Raw genomic sequence first — 17,012 nt, forward strand, 5'->3', positions numbered from 1 at the left:
GCTGCAAACCCCAGTTGAGATCGCGGTCTCCCGCATGACGTCGCCCCGCTCACCGGCGTGAGCGGGGCGACGTCCGTCCGAGCGCGACCCTGGGGATGCCGCGGCTTCCAGCTCCGCGGCTCGCTCCCCGTCCGGTCAGGCGCCCGCGGACACCTCCTCCAGCGGGAAGTGGCACAGGGCCGTGTGGGGTTCGGCCCCGTCCGCGCTCTCCCGCGCGACGACCGGCGGTGCCTGGGTCGCGCACCGGTCCTCGGCACGCCAGCACCGGGTGCGGAAGCGGCACCCGGAGGGGATGTCGAAGGGTGAGGGGATCTCCCCGTGGAGCTGGATCTCCTGACGGTGGGTGTCGCGGCCGGTGCCGAGGACGGGGGCGGCCGACATCAGTGCGGCCGTGTAGGGGTGTCGGGGCTGGTCGAAGACGTCCTCCGTGTCCCCGTGTTCGACGACCTTGCCCAGGTACATCACGGTGACCCGGTCGGAGATGTAGCGCACCACGGACAGGTCGTGGGAGATGAACAGATAGGTGACACCGAGGCGCGTGCGCAGGTCGGAGAGTACGTTCAGGACCTGCGCCTGGACCGACAGGTCGAGGGCGGAGACGGGTTCGTCGCAGACGACGAGTTCGGGGTCCAGGGCGAGCGCGCGGGCGATGCCGATGCGCTGGCGCTGTCCGCCGGAGAACTCGTTGGGGTAGCGGTGGGCGTCGCTCTCCCGCAGTCCGACCAGGTCGAGCAGTTCGCGGATCCGCTTCTCGCGGGCCTTCGCGCCCGGTACGACGTCTTTGTGGGTGCGCCAGGGTTCGCCGATCAGGTCGGCGGCGGACATGCGCGCGTTGAGCGAGGCGAAGGGGTCCTGGAAGACCATCTGCACCCGCCGGCGCCAGGCCAGCGACTCCTTGCCGCGCAGGGCGAAGGGGTCGGTCCCGTCGAACCGCACGGTGCCGGAGTCCGGACGCTCCAGCCCGAGCAGCACCCGGGCCAGGGTGGACTTGCCGCAGCCCGATTCCCCGACGAGCCCGAGGGTCTGGCCCTTGCCGATCCGCAGGTCCACCCCGTCCAGGGCGGTCATCCGGCGCCGGCCGCTGCCGAAGGTCTTGGTGACCCCCCGTACCTCCAGCAGCGGCGGGCTCTCCTGGGTACCGTCCGCGCGGGGCCCGGGGGCGGCGGTGGTGGCGCGGGAGTCAGACACGGTCGAGCTCCTCGGAGAAGTGACAGGCGGCGAAGCGACCGTCGCCCGACGGACGCAGGGACGGCCGCTCCTGGACACAGCGCTCGCGCACCAGCGGGCAACGGGCCTGGAAGACGCAGCCGGACGGCACCGCGCTCAGCTCGGGCGGGCTGCCGGGCACGGCGGGCAACGGGCGTCCGCGCACGCTGCCCTCGGGCACCGAGTCGAGCAGTCCCCGGGTGTAGGGGTGGCGGGGTGCGGAGAAGACGTCGTGCACCGGTCCGTTCTCCACGACCGTGCCGGCGTACATCACGACCACGTCGTCGGCGCGCTGTGCAACCACGGCCAGATCGTGGGTGATCAGGACGACGGCCATGTCCCGCTCGTCCTGGAGGTCCCGCAGCAGCCGCATGATCTGCGCCTGCACGGTCACGTCGAGGGCGGTGGTGGGTTCGTCGGCGATGAGCACGTCGGGGGCGAGGGCGACGGCCATCGCGATGAGCAGCCGCTGCCGCATGCCGCCGGAGAACTGGTGGGGATAGGACCGGGCCCGTTGCCTCGGCTCGGGGATGCCCACCCGCGTCATCAGCTCGATCGCCTTCTCCTGGGCCTGGCGCCGGGAGAGTCCGTGGTGGATGCGGAAGGGTTCGCCGATCTGCCTGCCCACCGGCTGCACCGGGTTGAGGGCGGTCAGGGCGTCCTGGAAGACGATGGACAGGACCGGGCCGGCCAGCTTGCGGCGTTCCGCGGGGCTCATGCGGAGGGTGTCGTCGCCCCGGACCCGGACGGCACCGCCGGTGACCGCCGCCGCGGGGTCCAGCAGACCGACCACGGACAGCGCGGTCATCGACTTGCCGCAGCCGGACTCGCCCAGCAGGGCCAGGGTGCGGCCGCGGCGGACGCTGAAGCTGACGCCGTCGACGGCGCGTACCGTCCCGGAGGGCGTGCTCAGGTCCACGCACAGCCCCTCGACCTCCAGGGCCGGGGTGTCCGTGGTGGTCGGGGCGGAAGCGGTGTTGCTCGTCACGGGATCATCTCCGGAGGAACGGCGGCCGAGACGGCCCGGCGCTTCTTGGGCAGCCTCAGGCGCCAGCGCTGGGCGGGGTCGGTGGCGATGCGCGCCCAGGCGGCGAGCACCGTCGCGGACACGGTGGTGAGCACGATGGCGAGTCCCGGCAGCACGGTGATCCACCACGCGGTCTGGAGGTACTGCCGTCCCTGCGCGACCATGAGGCCCCAACTGACGTCCGGAGGCTGGATCCCGATGCCCAGGAAGCTCAGCGACGACTCGGTGAGCATCACGAAGCAGAAGTCGAGGGTGGCGACGGTGAGCAGGGTCGGCAGGGCGATCGGCAGGAGGTGCCGGTAGATGATCACCGCGCTGGGAGTGCCGAAGGTCCGGGCCGCGTCGACGAACAGCCGGCTGCGCAGTTCCGCCGCCTCGGCCCGCGCGGTGCGCAGGTACACCGGGACACGGGTCACCGCCAGGATCAGTACGAGGTTCAGCGCGCTGGGCGAGAAGACGTACAGCACGACCACCGCGATCAGCAGCGAGGGGAAGCTGAGGATCACGTCGGCGAGCCGCATCGCCACGCTCTCGCGGCGCCCGCCGTGGTAGCCGGCCCACAGTCCGAGGGCCGAGCCGATGGCCAGCGAGCACAGCACCGCCGGGACGGCCACGGACAGCGTCGTCGCCGCCGCCTCGATCAGCCGGGCCACCATGCTGCGTCCCAGGACGTCGGTGCCGAGCAGCCCGTAGACGCCGTCGCTCAGGGACGGCGGTCGCAGGGAGGCGTCCAGGTCCTGGCGTTGGGCGCGGTCGCCGATGAACAGCCGGCCGAAGAGGGCCACGAGGGCGACCACGGTGAGGATGACGGCCCCGACGGCCGCGGCCCGGTCCCGGCCCAGCATCCTCCACAGGCTCGGCCGCCGGTGGTGGGCGGGGGAGGCTTCCTCCGGGACGTCGGTCTCTTCTCGGATCACGCTGGTCGTTTCGCTCACGCCGGCACCGCCTGTCGCACTCGGGGGTCGGTCAGCGCGTGGCAGACGTCGACGAGGATGTTCAGCGCGAAGATCGTCACGGCGGTCAGGAGCACGGCTGCCTGGAGGACCGCGAAGTCGCGCTGGAGGATGGAGTCGATCATGAGTTTGCCGATGCCGGGCCAGCCGAAGATCGTCTCGACGATCACCGCTCCGTTGACCAGACCCACCGTCAGGTCGCCCGCGACGGTCAGGACCGGTGTGGCGGCGTTGCGCAGGGCGTGCCCGAAGACCACGCGCCGGGGCGTGGCGCCCTTGCCCCGGGCGATCTTGACGTAGGGTGCGGACAGCGCGCTGACCATGCTGCCGCGCACCACCTGGACCAGTACGCCGAAGGGGCGGATCAGCAGGGTCGCGATGGGCAGGACCCATATCTCGGGGCCGCCGAGGGTGCCGGAGGTCGGCAGCCACCCGAGGCTCACGCCGAAGACCAGGACACCCATGATGGCGAACCAGAAGTCGGGGATGCTGGCGGCCGTCATCGACAGCAGGCTGGCGATCCTGTCGATCAGGGAGTTGGGGCGGTAGGCGGCGAGGCTGCCGACCAGCACGGCTCCGGTGATGGCCAGCAGCATGGTCACGCCGGCGAGTTGCAGGGTGACGGGGAACGCGTCGATCACCATCGAGCCCGCCGACTGCCCGGTGCGCAGCGAGGTGCCGAAGTCCAACTGTGCGGCGTCGACGAGGTAGTTCCACAACTGCGCCGGGATCGACAGGTCGAAGCCCTGCGCGGCGGAGAACTCCGCCCGCTGCTCGGCGGTGGCGCTCAGGGGGAGATAGAGGTCGACGGGGTCGCCGGTCATCCGGGCCAGGAAGAACACGCCCAGGACGACGCAGACCAGGGGGACGGCACTGGAGAGTACGCGCTTGCGCAGGAAAGGGATCATGTCAGTGCTTCGCCCCCTCGGCCGAGCGGACCTCGGCCAGCCGCAGTTCGTCTCCGGTGGCGGAGTCCGGTTCGTACCGGATCGACCGTGACAGGCCGAGCAGTCCGTTCATGTGGGCGATATGGGCATACTGGACGACGGACTCGTTCTGCTCGGCGAGCAGGCCGGCGAAGGCTTCCTGACGTCTGTCGCCGGACAACGCTCCCGCCGCGGCGACGCGCCGGTCGAGAGCCTCGGTGCCGAACGTGGACTGAGGGCCGTCGCTCAGCAGGTACTGGCTGGTGGTGAAGGCCGCGTCACCGGCCTGGTTGCCGTGCATGATCAGCAGGGCGATGGGGCCGACGTTCTCGGGCAGCGGGCGGAGCTGGTACTGGAGCTGGGTGGCGGTGTCGGCCATCCGGACCCGTACGTTCAGTCCGATCTGCTGCATCTGGTACTGGAGGGCCTCCGCCGTCTCCGACACCCCGGAGAACATGCCGTTGCGGGCCACCAGGGTGATCTGCCGGTCCGTCGGCACTCCGTCCGCGGCCGCCTCTCGCACCAGGGCGCGGGCCTCGGCGACGTTCTGCCGGGGCGGTTCGATCGCGTCGCTGTGCCCGACCACGCCGGGCGGCACCAACTGCCCGGCCGGTTCGGCGAGACCGCCGAGGAGGGCGTCGATGATGCCGTCGCGGTCCACGGCCAGGTCGATGGCCCGGCGCACCCGGATGTCGTCGAGCGGGGCCTCGCGGCCGTCCAGCCGCAGGGCGGTCGTCTCGTTGTTGGGGTAGGCGGCCGTCGTGTCCTTCTCCGCCTCCATCGGGTCCAGCGAGACGGCGATCTCAGCCTCCCCCTTGTCGATCATGGCGGCGCGGACACTGGCGTCGCCGCGCCACACGTAGCGGGCCCGTGCGAAGTCGGGGGCGCTGCCCCAGTAGTCGTCGAAGCGGTCGAGGGAGATCGCCGCTCCGGGCTGCCAGGAGCGGACGGCGAAGGGCCCGGTGCCGATCGGGACACGGACCTTGGCCCCGGCGTCGGTCGTGCGGGGCACGACCTCCACGAAGCTCAGGCGCAGCGGCAGGATGGGGTCCGGTTCCTTGGTGGTCACGGTGAGGCGGTCGTCGTTCACCGCCTTCACCTCGAGGTCCTCGTCGCCGAACACGTAACCCTCCACGTTGCAGGCGAGGTCGGAGTTGACGGCCCGGTCGATGGAGAAGGCGGCGTCCTCGGCGGTGAAGGGGGCGCCGTTCTGGAAGGTCACCCCGGAGCGGATGTCGAAGGTCCAGGTGCGGGGCGCGGTCCGCTTCCAGCCGGTCGCCAGCAGGGGGTTCAGTTCACCGGACGTGGGATCTCGTTCGACCAGGGGTTCGGTGATGTTGGACCGGACGACGACGCCCGTGCCGGTCAGTGACGCCTCGCAGGGCTCCAGGGTCGGCGGTTCCTGGGTGAGCACCACCCGCAGGGTGCGGCCGTCGGCGCGGCCGGTGTCGCCACCCGCGCTGTTGGCCACGGCGCACCCGCTGGACGTGAGCAGGACGCCCGCCAGCAGCATCGCGCTCGTCGTGCGGGGCCGCGGCGGTGCGGCGCGCTGGGTGGATGAAACGGAGGACTTCATCGTCGCGTGTCTCCGGGGAAGTGCTGATGTGTCGTTCCGAACTCGGGGGCCTGGGACCGGGCACCACCAGCTGTCTACACTTGCGTACTCGGTCCGCATCTGTGAACGCCGAAGCTAAACCGGTGCCGTGGCAGCGTCAAGACATACGGAGGATCGGACATTCGGACGTCGCCCCTCCGGTGCGACCGGGGCCGACCGGTTGCCGGTGCGCCGGCAGCCACCCGGTCGGCGTGGACGCCCCCTCGTCGTCGAGTGGACCCGCCCATTGACACGACCGGTACCCGTGCGTACAACTGGTGTCCACATATGAGAACGCTGGCTATGTATGAGGACGGCGGTATGGATGACGGGAAGGTGTTCGGGGCGAAAGGTGTGGAACCGGACCGGGTCGCGCGCGCCCACCTCCACCGGCGTACCCCGACCGCGGACCGCGCGACCGCGACGACACAGGACCCACGCGCCGCGCCCACCCGTCCTTCTCGCCCAAGCCCCCGGTGGTGACCGCCTCATGCGCATCATGCTCAATCACCGCATCCTGAGCCGTTTCCACGAGCCGCTCAAGGCGCGTACGGAGGGCAGCCACGACTGGCTGGACGCCTGGGACTGGGACCCCGCGCACGTCTCCGGGGCCGTCCCGGACGTCGAGGTCTACGTCGGCTCGACACTGCGGGCCGAGGACGCCCGGCGGGCCGCGCGGCTACGGCTGGTCCACGTCGTGGGCGCCGGCTACGACGGCATCCCGCTGGCCGCGCTCGGCCCCGGAGTCACGGTGGCCACCACCCACCACCACGGCCGCTCCATCGCCGAGTACGTGCTCATGTCGATCCTGATGCTCTCCCGCGACGTGCTGGGCGCCGACCGGGCCCTGCGCGAGGGACGGTGGCGCAACGTCGCCGTGGACCCCGGGCTCCCCTTCGGGACGACGCTGGGGGAACGCCGTGTGGGGGTCATCGGGTTCGGCGAGACCGGCACCGAGGTCGCCCGGCTGTGTCAGGCGGCCGGCCTGCGGGTGCGCGCCGTGCGGCGTGACCCCTCCGCCCCGTTCCCCGCCGACCTGCGGCCCGACTGGGTCGGCGGGAGCGACCGGCTGCCCGAACTCCTCGCCGAGTCCGACGTCGTGGTGGTCACGGTCCCGCTGGGCCCCGGCACCCGCGGACTGATCGGTCCGGCCGAACTGGCGGCCATGGGGCCCGGCTCACTCCTGGTCAACGTGGCGCGAGGGCCGGTGGTCCAGGAGGAGGCGCTCTACGAGGCACTGCGCTCCGGCGTCATCGGCGGCGCCGCGCTGGACACCTGGTGGCGCGCCCCGCCCCAGGCACCGAGCCGACTGCCCTTCCACCAACTGCCCAACGTGCTCATGACCCCGCACCACTCCGGCCACACCACCGACACCTTCGCCGCCCGTGCCGCGGAGATCGCCGACAACATCGGGCGCCTGCGACGCGGCGACCCGCTCGTCAACGTCGTGCGCGCCGATGATCGCCGAGCCCTGGACGACGGGCGCTCGACAGCCACCCCCGCCACCTCTCCGACCCGTGAGGAATCACCCGTGCTCGAAGGCCTTCTCTTCTTCCCCGTCACCCCCTTCACCACCACCGGTGACGTCGATCTCGACGCCCTGCACCAGCACGTCACCGCAGGGGTCGACGCCGGACCGGGCGGCGTGTTCATCGCCTGCGGCACCGGCGAGTTCCACGCCCTGGACCGCGAGGAGTACGCCACGGTGGTGCGTACCGCCGTCGACGCGGCGGCGGGACGCGTCCCGGTGTACGCCGGAGCCGGGGGCGCGCTGGGCCTGGCCCGGCAGTTCGCCTGTGCCGCGGCCGAGGCCGGCGCGGACGGCCTCCTGCTCATGCCGCCCTACCTGGTCGAGTCACCCGCCGCGGGACTCGTCGCCTACGCCCGTGCGGTCGGCCAGGAGACGGACCTGCCGATGATCGTCTACAGCCGGGCGAACGCCCGCTTCGACGAGGCTTCGGCGGTGGAGGTGGCCCAACTGCCGACCGTGACGGGCCTGAAGGACGGCACCGGCGACCTCGACCTCGTCGCGCGCATCGTCCCGGCCGTGCGTGACGCGCTGAGCGCGTCCGGCAAGGACTTCCAGTTCTTCAACGGCATGCCCACGGCCGAGGCGAGCCAACCGGCCTACCGGGCACTGGGCGTGGAGCTGTACTCCTCGGCCGCCTTCGCCTTCGCGCCGGACATCTCCCTCGCCTTCCACCGGGCGATCGAGGAGGGCGACCAGGAACGGATCGACGCGCTGCAACGGGCCTTCTTCCATCCCCTGGTCCGGCTGCGCCGGCGGGTGCCGGGATACGCGGTGTCGCTGGTGAAGGCGGGGGTGACCCTGTCCGGCATCAAGGCCGGACCGGTGCGCCCGCCGCTGACGCCCCTCACCGGGCCGGAGGTGGAGGAACTCGCGGCGCTCATCGCCGAAGGACGGGCCGCACTCGGCTGAGCCGCCGCCCGGGCCGGGTCGTCGGCGCGGCGGATACCGGGATCCCGGAGGAAGGTCCGGGGTGCCGGAGGAGCGGTCGACGACACGGTCCCGGTCGCGGCGGAAGTCGTCGGGTGCGGTGCTGTCGGATCATGGGGTCGCGGCGGGGGAAGCCGGGGCCTGGGACGTGGAGGGACTGACCGAATGCGAGGGCATGTCGGCGGGACGGACCGGGCTGCCCGGATCGCTGTCCGTGACGGCGAGCAGTGCGCAGTGCTCACGGCTGCCGCGGGACCGGATGTCATTCTCCTCGACCGCGCCATCCGGCCTCAGGGCGTCTCCGCGTTCTCGGAACTCGTCTCCGCCGCTTCCGCGGTGGCCCCCACCCTCGTCTTCGGTGTCCTCGGCGCACAAGAGGCCGACGTCTGTCTGAGGGCGGGGGCCACGGGAGTTCTCGCTCCCGGCTGCCTGGCAACGGCCACCGCGCTGCTCGCGCGCGACCGTGGCGGACCCCGGATCGCCTGACGCTGGTCTCTCCCATGCTGGACGACCGTTCATCGACGCCCTCCAGTTCGCCAACACCGGATCCGGAGCGTGGAGTCGCGAGGCGAACCTCCAGGCGTGGGAGGCGTATCTGGGGGAGGAGTTCGGGACCGACCGGGTGTCGCCCTACGCGGCGCCGGCGCGGGCCGACGATCTGACGAGGTTGCCGCCGACGTACGTCGACGTCGGTGACCTGGAATCATGGCGGGAACGCGACCTCGGCGAGGAGGTCGAGTACTACTTCGCCGTGAAGAAGCAGGCAGACGTCGCGCTCAGCCGTAGCGGTCTGAACTGGCTGATCCTGCGTCCCTCACTCCTCCTCGACGGTCCGGGAACCGGCACCGTCTCCCTCGGGCCGGCAGAACTCCACGGTGAGATCGCTCGCGACGACGTCGCCGCCACCCTCGCCGAACTGCTCCATGAGCCCCGGATCGGCCGGCAGATCCTCGAACTCGACACAGGGCCGACACCCATCGAAGAGGCGGTCCGAGCGAACGTGCCCTCGTGACCCGTCTGGTGGGCCGCTCCCGCACGGAACGGACACCTGCCGTGCGGGTGGGGTCGGCAGCCCGGTTCAGACGATCCTGAGAGTGACGCCCCTGCTTTCGAGTGCGGTGGTCTCGTCGGCGGACGCGGTGGCGTCGGTGACAAGGGTGTGCACCAGAGTGGAGGGCCCGACGTAGGCGTGGGTGGTGCGGCCGAGTTTGCTGCCGTCCGCGGCGGCGATGATGCGGCGCGCCGAGGAGATGACCGCCTTCTTCACCGCCGCTTCGTCGAGATCGTAGGCGGTCATGCCGTCGCCGGCGGTCAAGCCGCAGCAGCCCAGGACGGCGGTGTCGAAGCGCAGCGCCGCCAGCGAGGCGAGGGTGAGGGGCCCGGTGAGGGCTCCCTCGCCGGCACGCGGCCGGCCCCCGGGGACCAGGAGCGAGGTCGGTTCGGGGGCGTCACCGAGGATGTCGATCGCCTGCAACGACAGGGGCATCACGGTGACCTGCCGGCCGTGCAGCAGGCGTGCGACCTCCAGGCAGGTCGTGCCGCTGTCGAGCAGGACGGTCTCGCCGTCGGAGATGAGCGAGGCCACCTCCGCCGCGATCCGGCGCTTGGCATCGACGGCCTCGTGGGCACGCAGCGCGAAGGGAGGTTCCTCTCCTCGCAGGAGGAGGCTGCGCGCGCCGCCACGGAACCGCTCGAGGACGCCTTGCGAGGCCAAGTGGTCCAGATCGCGACGGATGGTCATCTCCGAGGCACCCGTCAGGTCGGCGAGTTCGGTGACCGTGGCCGTCCCCGCCTCCTGGACGGCCTGGGCGATCAGTCGGTGACGTTCCGAGGTGCTCATACCGTGATTCAACACCACTCTGATCGAACATGGCATGCGATCGAAGAGCCGGGTTTCAAACGGTCATCGTGTTCGTTATGGTGTCCGTATGGAACGAGCGCTCCGCGCATCTCGCGTTGTGACCTTCATCTATTTCGTACTCAATGGCACGTTGCTGGGCATGTGGGTGGTGCAGATCCCGGCCATCGAGGACCGTGTCGGCATCAGCCACGCGGCCCTGGGCGGGTTTCTCGTGCTGTTGGGGGCCGGGGCCTTCGTCGGCATGCAGGTCGGCGGGCGTCTGTCCGACCGGCTCGGCGCACGCGCCGTCGTTCCCCTGGCCGCAGTGCTGTGCAGCGTGACCCTGGTACTGCCCGGTCTCGCCCGGGAACCGTGGACCCTCGCGGCAGCCCTCCTGCTCTTCGGATGCGGCAACGGCACCCTCGACGTCAGCATGAACGCGCATGCCGTACAGGTGGAGAAGGCGTACGAACGGCCGGTCATGTCGGCCTTCCACGCCACGTTCTCCATCGGCGGTGTCCTGGCCGCGCTCGCCGGTGCCGCGGCCATCGACCTCGGCTGGGACCCGGCCACGACACTGGGCACCGCCGCGGGCGTCGGCGTCATCGTCGCTCTGGTGTCGGCCCGCGGCCTCCTGCCCGCCGTACCGACCGCCCCCGTGGCCGACGCGGAGGGTGAGCCCGAGGGGAAGAAGCGCGCCGTGCCCGCCCGGATCTGGCTCCTGGCCGTCCTGGCCCTGCTGGTCATGCTGTGCGAGGGAGCCGCCAACGACTGGAGTGTCCTGCACCTCGAAGCCGTCCTGGACGCGCCGGAGAGCACCGCCGCTTTCGCCTACGGGACCTACGCGGCCACCATGACCGTCGGCAGACTCTTGGCGGACCGGATGTCCGCGCGGTTCGGGCCGGTCGCCGTGCTGCGGTACGGCGCGGCCCTGGCCGGCGTCGGCATCACGGTCGTGGCCCTCTCTCCCTGGATCTGGGCGGCGCTGACCGGCTGGGCGCTGTTCGGCCTGGGCCTGTCCGGCTGCGTTCCGCAACTGTTCAGTGCCGCCGGACACGCCGACCCCGCGGCCGCGGGCACCAATGTCTCCCGGGTCGCCGGACTCGGCTACATCGGCATGCTCGCGGGTCCCGCCGTCATCGGCTGGATGACCCATCTCATGGCCCTCAACCACACCTTCCTGCTGCTCACCCTGTTCTGCGCGACCGCCGCGGCCGCGGCCGGAATCCTGCGCCCCTCGCCGGATCCGGACCGGCCGCGCACCGCCGAACTGACCTCCTGACCGCCTGCGCGGCGCGGCCTGACCCCACGCCGCGCAGGCTCCGGAGACTGGTCACCGAGCCGCAGGCATCGTCCTGCCTCACCAGGCGGAAGCAGGAAGCACTGGGCCACCGAGGAAGGCGCCTGCCGCTGCGTCAAGCAGGTGACCTGAGCGTTGCCCGCGGGGTGCCGGTCGTCGGGCCGGACATGATCAAGAAACTCGCCTGTGTCTCCGTCCTGGCCGTCGCTCTCCTGTCCGCTCCTGCCGCTCAGGCCGCGCCGGCTCCTGGCCCCTCCGCCGGAGCGCCCGGCGCTCCCTTCCTCGGCGGCCTTCTCGGGTCCCTGGAGGTGGGGCACCCGGCCACGTCGCTCCGGTCGCTGCTCCCGTCGGGCGTTCTCGGCGGCTGAACCAGCGCCCGGCCCTCGACCCGAGCGGGCATCCGTTCCTCGTGAGCGGGTGCCCGCGCCCGTGCCCGCCGCAGTACGGCCGCGCTGCCTGCCGAAAACGCGAGCGCGTCCACATCGCCGAGCGGCTCCGGCCGAAGGCACTCATCCGCTTGCTCGACCGCCGACACGACGACCTGCTCTCCTGGCCCCGGAGATACGCGGGCGCGCGGTCCCGGACCGCACGTATGGCACGATCGACGCGCCTGTGGATCACCTGACGGTGAAGTCGGCCGCCTTGGTGTCCAGCGTGGTGTCGCCGTCCCCGGCGGTGGCCAGGACGGCGACGTGCCACAGACCGCGCGGGGACGCGTCGGCTTCGGCGCGGGTGACGCTGACGGTGTAGACGCAGCGCGCGGTGTCCTCACTCAGGGCGCAATCCTGTGAGTCGGTGCGCGGCCACAACTCGACGGCGTCGACCATGATGTCCGCCCGGCCGTGGGCCACCCGCTTGGTGCGGTGGGTGGTCAGGGCGCGGGACTGCGCGGGCAACCCGCCGACGGGGTGCGCTTGTCCGGGACATGCCGGTCGGCGGAACCGGCCGGGCAGCCGATCGATGAGTTCCGGGTCGTGCGGAGGTCACAGCCCGCAGGACCACCGGCGACTGACGCGCTCGTACTCGGAGGAGACGCATGGCACAGCTCATCTACTCGATGATCACCTCGCTCGACGGCTACGCCGAGGCGGCGGAGGGCGGCCTCGGCACCGGGGCCGACGACCAGGAGGTGCATACCTTCGTCGGCGACCTCTTCCGCCCCGTCGGCACGTACCTCTACGGCCGACGGATGTACGAGACGATGGTCTACTGGGAGACCGCGCACACCCAGCCGGACCAGCCGCCGCACATCCTGGAGTACGCCCGCGACTGGCAGGCCGCGGAGAAGATCGTGTACTCCACGACCCTCGAGTCGGTGTCCAGCGCGAGGACCAGGATCGAGCGGACCTTCGACCCGGACGCCGTGCGCGGGCTCAAGGCCGAGGCTGAGCACGACCTCACCGTCGACGGCCCGAACCTCGCGGCCCAGGCCATCGCGGCCGGCCTGGTGGACGAGTACCACCTGTTCATCACCACGAGCGTGGTCGGCGGCGGCAAGCGGTTCTTCCCCGACGGTGTGCGCCTCGATCTCGAGCTGGTCGAGGAGCGTGCCTTCGACAGCGGACTGATCTACGCCCGCTACCGGACCCGCTGAGCAGCATCGGTCGGTCCCGCCTGCCGCCCGCCGCGGCGAACCGGGATCGCGCACCATCGGAGACTTCGCCAGGCATGGCCGCGTGTCGGTCCGCATGCTGCGTCATTACGACGCCGTCGGGCTGCTGCGCCCGGCCCACGTCGACCCGTCCAGCGGTTACCGCTATCACGCAGCCACCCAGTTCGCCCGGCTCGACCGCGTTATCGCCCTCAAGCACCTGGGGTTCACACTGGACCAGGTCCGGGCGATCCTCGACGAGGACGTCAGCACCGAGGAACTCCGCGGCATGCTGCGGCTGCGCCGGGCAGAACTGGAATCCGCCGCAGCTGAGGCCGCGGCACGGATGGCCCGGGTCGAGGGAAGGCCCGGACGATCCAAAGCGAGGGCACCATATGGGCCTCATTGGGTGAAGTGTCAACTAGGTTTAGACTGCGCCTATGGAACAGACCGTGCGGTGGTTGACGCCGGAAGAGCAGCGCGCGTGGCGGAGCTTCGTGAGGTTGCAGGAGAGGCTGGGGGGCCGACTGGCCCGCCTGCTGCAAGCCGAGTCCCATCTGTCGGTCGCCGACTTCGCGGTCCTGGTCAATCTGACGGACGTACCGGAAGGGCGGCAGCGCTTCCTGGACCTCGCCCGGGCGTTGGAGTGGGAGAAGAGCCGGATGTCCCATCACATCGCCCGCATGGTGAAGCGCGGGCTGGTAGAACGGGACGAGTGCGCCGAGGACGGGCGCGGGGCGTTCGTCGTGATCACCGAAGCGGGACGTACGGCGATCGAGGCCGCTGCTCCGCTGCATGTGCGGGCGGTGCGCACCCTGTTCCTCGACCACGTCACGCCGGCGGAACTGCGGACGCTGGCCCAGATCTCCGAACGAGTGGTGAGCAAGCTGGACGAGGACCCGTCCTGACGGCACGGGCCCGGGGAGGCCTCCCACCGGTACCCGGACGCTGTGGCTGTCGCCCGGCCCGCGTGACATCATAGTTGATGCAACAACTAGATTGCGATGATGCGGGAAGCGTGAGAGGTGGTCCCGGTGAGCAACGTGGAAACCGAACCGGCGGAACTGAGGTGTGGGGCACCGGTCGACAGCAGGCGGCCCGACGAGGTGCCTGAGGCCGAGGCGCCCGCGGTCGAGGTGCTGGCCGCCCGGGACGTGCCACTCGGTGGACCCCGGGCGATGCTGGTGCGGCGCACCCTGCCGCAACGCGCTCGGACCCTGATCGGAGCCTGGTGCTTCGCCGATCACTACGGCCCTGTCGATGTCACCGCGACACGCGGCATGGACGTCGCTCCCCACCCGCACACCGGCCTGCAGACCGTGAGCTGGCTCTTCAGCGGGGAGGTCGAGCACCGCGACAGCCTCGGCACCCATGCCCTCATCCGGCCCGGCGAGATGAACCTCATGACCGGCGGGTACGGCATCAGCCACTCGGAGGTCTCCACCCCGAGCACCACCGTCCTCCACGGCGTCCAGCTGTGGGTGGCGCTGCCCGGGGAACACCGGGGCGCCGAGCGCGACTTCCAGCACCATGTCCCCGCACCCGTGCGGGTCGACGGGGCCGAGATCAGGGTGTTCCTGGGCTCGCTCGCCGGGGTCTCCTCACCGGTGCGGAGCTTCACGCCTCTCCTCGGCGCCGAGATCACCCTGGAGCCGGGCGCGGCGATCAGTCTCGCTGTGGACGCCGGCTTCGAGCACGGTCTCCTCGTCGACCACGGTGACGTCCGCCTGTCGGGCACGGTGCTGCGCCCGGCCGAACTGGGTTACCTGCCCCCGGGTGTCGGCACCCTGACGCTGGCGAACGAGTCGAACGGTCCGGCCCGGGCCGTTCTGCTGGGCGGAACTCCGTTCGAGGAGGAGATCGTCATGTGGTGGAACTTCATCGGGCGCAGCCATGAGGACATCGTCCGGGCCCGAGAGGACTGGGAGGCCGCCTCCGACCGCTTCGGCGATGTGGCGGGGTACCCGGGAGGCCGCCTTCCCGCCCCGGCCCTGCCGAACGCCGTGATCCTGCCGCGCCGCAATCCCCCCGCCCGTGGCTGACCGTCTTCCGGAGGGCACCTCGTAGGCCGGTCGTGCCCTCCTGTGTGCTCTCCTGGGCCGATCGTGCCCTCTTGGTCCGGTCGTGCCTCCTGGGCCGGGTCGTCCACCCTGGGCCGGGTCGTCCACCGCTTCGGCCTCCACCGCCTCGCCTTGTGTGCTCCGGCGGAGCGGTGTGCTCCGGCGGGGCGATGGCCATGGCGCGGCCCGCTCCAGGGGTGGGCCGCGCCATGGCTCGGCCGTGCGTGGCTCGGGGGAGTGCGGGGCGGCGAGCGGGACCGGGACGGCAGGCTTCGGTGGCGGAATAGAGGCGATCCGCACCGTGTTCCCCAGGTGTAGTTGACGCATCAACTTACTTGGAAGGCTGAGGACGATGCAGTTCGGCATCTTCACTGTCGGTGACGTGACCACCGATCCGACCACCGGGCACACCCCCACCGAACACGAGCGGATCAAGGCGATGGTCGCCATCGCGCAGAAGGCCGAGGAGGTCGGGCTCGACGTCTTCGCGACCGGCGAGCACCACAACCCGCCCTTCGTGCCGTCCTCACCGACCACCATGCTCGGCTACGTAGCGGCGCGCACCGAGAAGCTGGTGCTCTCCACCGCGACCACCTTGATCACGACGAACGACCCGGTGAAGATCGCCGAGGACTACGCGATGCTCCAGCACCTGGCCGACGGTCGCGTGGACCTGGTGATGGGCCGTGGCAATACCGGGCCGGTCTATCCGTGGTTCGGCAAGGACATCCGCGACGGCATCGATCTCGCCATCGAGCACTACGCCCTGCTGCACAAACTGTGGCGCCAGGACCTGGTCGACTGGCAGGGTCGGTTCCGTACGCCGTTGCAGGGCTTCACCTCCACGCCCCGACCCCTGGACGGGGTACCGCCCTTCGTCTGGCACGGCTCGATCCGCTCGCCGGAGATCGCCGAGCAGGCCGCGTACTACGGTGACGGCTTCTTCGCCAACAACATCTTCTGGCCCAAGGAGCACTTCCAGCGGCTGATCAGCCTCTATCGGGAGCGGTACGCGCACTACGGCCACGGGACGCCCGAACAGGCGATCGTGGGGCTGGGCGGACATGTGTACATGCGCCGCAGGTCCCAGGACGCCATCCGTGAGTTCCGCCCGTTCTTCGACCACTCGCCGGTGATGGGCGGCGGTATCCCCATGGAGGAGTACATGGATCAGACCCCCCTGACCGTCGGTACCCCCGAGCAGGTCATCGAGAAGACGCTCACCTTCCGCGAGTACTTCGGCGACTACCAGCGTCAGCTGTTCGTCGTGGACGGTGGCGGAGTCCCGTTGAAGGCCGTGCTTGAGCAGATCGACATGCTGGGGGAGGAGGTCGTGCCCGTCCTGCGCGAGGAGTTCGCCAAGGACCGGCCGGCCGACGTGCCCGATGCCCCCACCCACGCGTCGCTGCTCGCCGGCCGCGACGCCGAGGGTGCGCCGTCCCCGGATCCGGTGGCCTGAGGCGGTACGGAAGGACGGCTGCGGAAGGATCCGACGACGGATCCCTGGGCCGGGGCCCCAACCGCCGCGGTGCGGCGGACGCCCGACGAGACGTGGACGCCCGCAGTCGCGGCCCGTGCCGGGCGCCCGGCAGCATGGAAAGGAGTACCGATGAACAACGACTTCAGCGACTACCGGGCCAACGGCGGAGTAGCGCCCGACCGTTGGGCGAGCGCCCTGCACCTGTTCGAGAACGGTGCCGGGGTCCCGGACGAGGAGACCGTCGCCGAACGCTGGGAGCGGGCGCGGCTGCTCTTCGAGGCCAAGGACTACATCGGCGCCGCCCGGCTGCTCGGCGTCGTCGTCGAGGAGGTCCCGGAGCAGACCGGCCCCCGGCTGCTGCTGGCCCGGGCCTACTACCACTCCGCTCAACTGCGGCGCGCGGAGGAGCAGTTGCGCCTGATCATCGACCGTGACCCGGTGGAGCACTACGCCCATCTGATGCTGGGCCGCACCCTGGAACGACAGGGGCGGCACGAGGAGGCCGGATCCTGGCTGCGTATGGCTGCCGCCTTCTCCGGCGGGACTGCGGACCACCACTGAGTGCAGGCGACTGCGA

17 protein-coding genes and 2 pseudogenes are annotated in these 17,012 nt (G+C 71.1%); 12 read left to right on the forward strand and 7 right to left on the reverse strand.

Going from position 1 to position 17,012, the window contains the following annotated elements; translation table 11 throughout:
• Positions 1-135: 135 nt before the first annotated feature.
• Genes QQS16_RS38575 through QQS16_RS38595 form a run of 5 tightly spaced genes read right to left on the reverse strand, consistent with a single transcriptional unit; the run spans position 136 to position 5,688 of the window.
• A complete protein-coding gene (locus QQS16_RS38575; protein WP_286067241.1) occupies positions 136-1,188 on the reverse strand; it encodes an ABC transporter ATP-binding protein in 1,053 nt (350 codons plus the stop codon).
• The gene (locus QQS16_RS38580) at positions 1,181-2,194 is read right to left on the reverse strand and encodes an ABC transporter ATP-binding protein (protein WP_286067243.1); all 1,014 of its coding nucleotides are present in this window, start codon (positions 2,192-2,194) and stop codon (positions 1,181-1,183) included. Before QQS16_RS38580 ends, QQS16_RS38575 begins: the two co-directional genes overlap by 8 nt.
• Entirely contained in the window at positions 2,191-3,168 is a 978-nt protein-coding gene (locus QQS16_RS38585) for an ABC transporter permease (RefSeq protein WP_286067245.1), read from the reverse strand. Before QQS16_RS38585 ends, QQS16_RS38580 begins: the two co-directional genes overlap by 4 nt.
• Positions 3,165-4,094, reverse strand: a complete 930-nt coding sequence (locus tag QQS16_RS38590) for an ABC transporter permease (protein ID WP_286067247.1) — start codon at positions 4,092-4,094, stop codon at positions 3,165-3,167. Before QQS16_RS38590 ends, QQS16_RS38585 begins: the two co-directional genes overlap by 4 nt.
• Before the next feature lies 1 nt (position 4,095).
• Entirely contained in the window at positions 4,096-5,688 is a 1,593-nt protein-coding gene (locus tag QQS16_RS38595) for an ABC transporter substrate-binding protein (RefSeq protein ID WP_286067248.1), read from the reverse strand.
• Between the two features lie 829 nt (positions 5,689-6,517).
• Between QQS16_RS38595 and QQS16_RS44095 the strand changes: the two are divergent.
• The 4 genes and pseudogenes from QQS16_RS44095 to QQS16_RS38615 all read left to right on the forward strand — a co-directional run.
• Positions 6,518-7,048 (forward strand): annotated as a pseudogene (locus QQS16_RS44095) (NAD(P)-dependent oxidoreductase); the annotation flags it as partial.
• Between the two features lie 129 nt (positions 7,049-7,177).
• A complete protein-coding gene (locus tag QQS16_RS44100; RefSeq protein ID WP_286068121.1) occupies positions 7,178-8,146 on the forward strand; it encodes a 5-dehydro-4-deoxyglucarate dehydratase in 969 nt (322 codons plus the stop codon).
• A 252-nt stretch (positions 8,147-8,398) separates the two neighbouring features.
• The gene (locus QQS16_RS38610) at positions 8,399-8,650 is read left to right on the forward strand and encodes a hypothetical protein (protein ID WP_286067249.1); all 252 of its coding nucleotides are present in this window, start codon (positions 8,399-8,401) and stop codon (positions 8,648-8,650) included.
• Positions 8,628-9,176 carry an NAD(P)H-binding protein gene (locus QQS16_RS38615; RefSeq protein WP_286067250.1) on the forward strand — a complete coding sequence of 183 codons (549 nt, stop codon included), beginning with the start codon at positions 8,628-8,630 and terminating at the stop codon, positions 9,174-9,176. The genes QQS16_RS38610 and QQS16_RS38615 overlap by 23 nt, the downstream gene beginning before the upstream one ends.
• A gap of 66 nt (positions 9,177-9,242) precedes the next feature.
• Here the strand turns inward: QQS16_RS38615 and QQS16_RS38620 are convergent, their stop codons facing one another.
• Positions 9,243-10,004: a DeoR/GlpR family DNA-binding transcription regulator gene (locus QQS16_RS38620; RefSeq protein WP_286067251.1), complete on the reverse strand. Its 762-nt coding sequence runs from the start codon at positions 10,002-10,004 to the stop codon at positions 9,243-9,245.
• 88 nt (positions 10,005-10,092) lie between these two features.
• Here QQS16_RS38620 and QQS16_RS38625 point away from each other — a divergent pair, with 88 nt between their 5' ends.
• Complete coding sequence (locus QQS16_RS38625) at positions 10,093-11,286, forward strand: MFS transporter (protein ID WP_286067252.1); 1,194 nt, start codon at positions 10,093-10,095, stop codon at positions 11,284-11,286.
• A gap of 185 nt (positions 11,287-11,471) precedes the next feature.
• Positions 11,472-11,672: a hypothetical protein gene (locus QQS16_RS38630; protein ID WP_286067253.1), complete on the forward strand. Its 201-nt coding sequence runs from the start codon at positions 11,472-11,474 to the stop codon at positions 11,670-11,672.
• 249 nt (positions 11,673-11,921) lie between these two features.
• On the opposite strand, the gene QQS16_RS38635 is transcribed toward QQS16_RS38630, so the two are convergent.
• Entirely contained in the window at positions 11,922-12,200 is a 279-nt protein-coding gene (locus tag QQS16_RS38635; RefSeq protein WP_502963964.1) for a DUF5707 domain-containing protein, read from the reverse strand.
• Positions 12,201-12,340: 140 nt separating this feature from the next.
• On the opposite strand from QQS16_RS38635, the gene QQS16_RS38640 reads away from it, so the two are divergent.
• The 6 genes and pseudogenes from QQS16_RS38640 (at position 12,341) to QQS16_RS38665 (ending at position 16,996) form a co-directional block, all read left to right on the forward strand.
• Complete coding sequence (locus QQS16_RS38640) at positions 12,341-12,898, forward strand: dihydrofolate reductase family protein (RefSeq protein ID WP_286067254.1); 558 nt, start codon at positions 12,341-12,343, stop codon at positions 12,896-12,898.
• Positions 12,899-12,992: 94 nt separating this feature from the next.
• Positions 12,993-13,291: pseudogene (locus tag QQS16_RS38645) on the forward strand (MerR family transcriptional regulator); the annotation flags it as partial.
• A 44-nt stretch (positions 13,292-13,335) separates the two neighbouring features.
• Positions 13,336-13,803 carry a MarR family winged helix-turn-helix transcriptional regulator gene (locus tag QQS16_RS38650; protein ID WP_286067255.1) on the forward strand — a complete coding sequence of 156 codons (468 nt, stop codon included), beginning with the start codon at positions 13,336-13,338 and terminating at the stop codon, positions 13,801-13,803.
• A 126-nt stretch (positions 13,804-13,929) separates the two neighbouring features.
• On the forward strand, positions 13,930-14,937 hold the full coding sequence (locus QQS16_RS38655; protein ID WP_286067256.1) for a pirin family protein: 1,008 nt from the start codon (positions 13,930-13,932) through the stop codon (positions 14,935-14,937).
• 370 nt (positions 14,938-15,307) lie between these two features.
• Positions 15,308-16,414: an LLM class flavin-dependent oxidoreductase gene (locus QQS16_RS38660; protein ID WP_286067257.1), complete on the forward strand. Its 1,107-nt coding sequence runs from the start codon at positions 15,308-15,310 to the stop codon at positions 16,412-16,414.
• Positions 16,415-16,564: 150 nt separating this feature from the next.
• Complete coding sequence (locus QQS16_RS38665; protein WP_286067258.1) at positions 16,565-16,996, forward strand: tetratricopeptide repeat protein; 432 nt, start codon at positions 16,565-16,567, stop codon at positions 16,994-16,996.
• Positions 16,997-17,012 lie beyond the last annotated feature (16 nt).

The sequence above is a fragment of the Streptomyces sp. ALI-76-A genome, from assembly GCF_030287445.1.
In the GTDB taxonomy this organism is placed as follows: domain Bacteria; phylum Actinomycetota; class Actinomycetes; order Streptomycetales; family Streptomycetaceae; genus Streptomyces.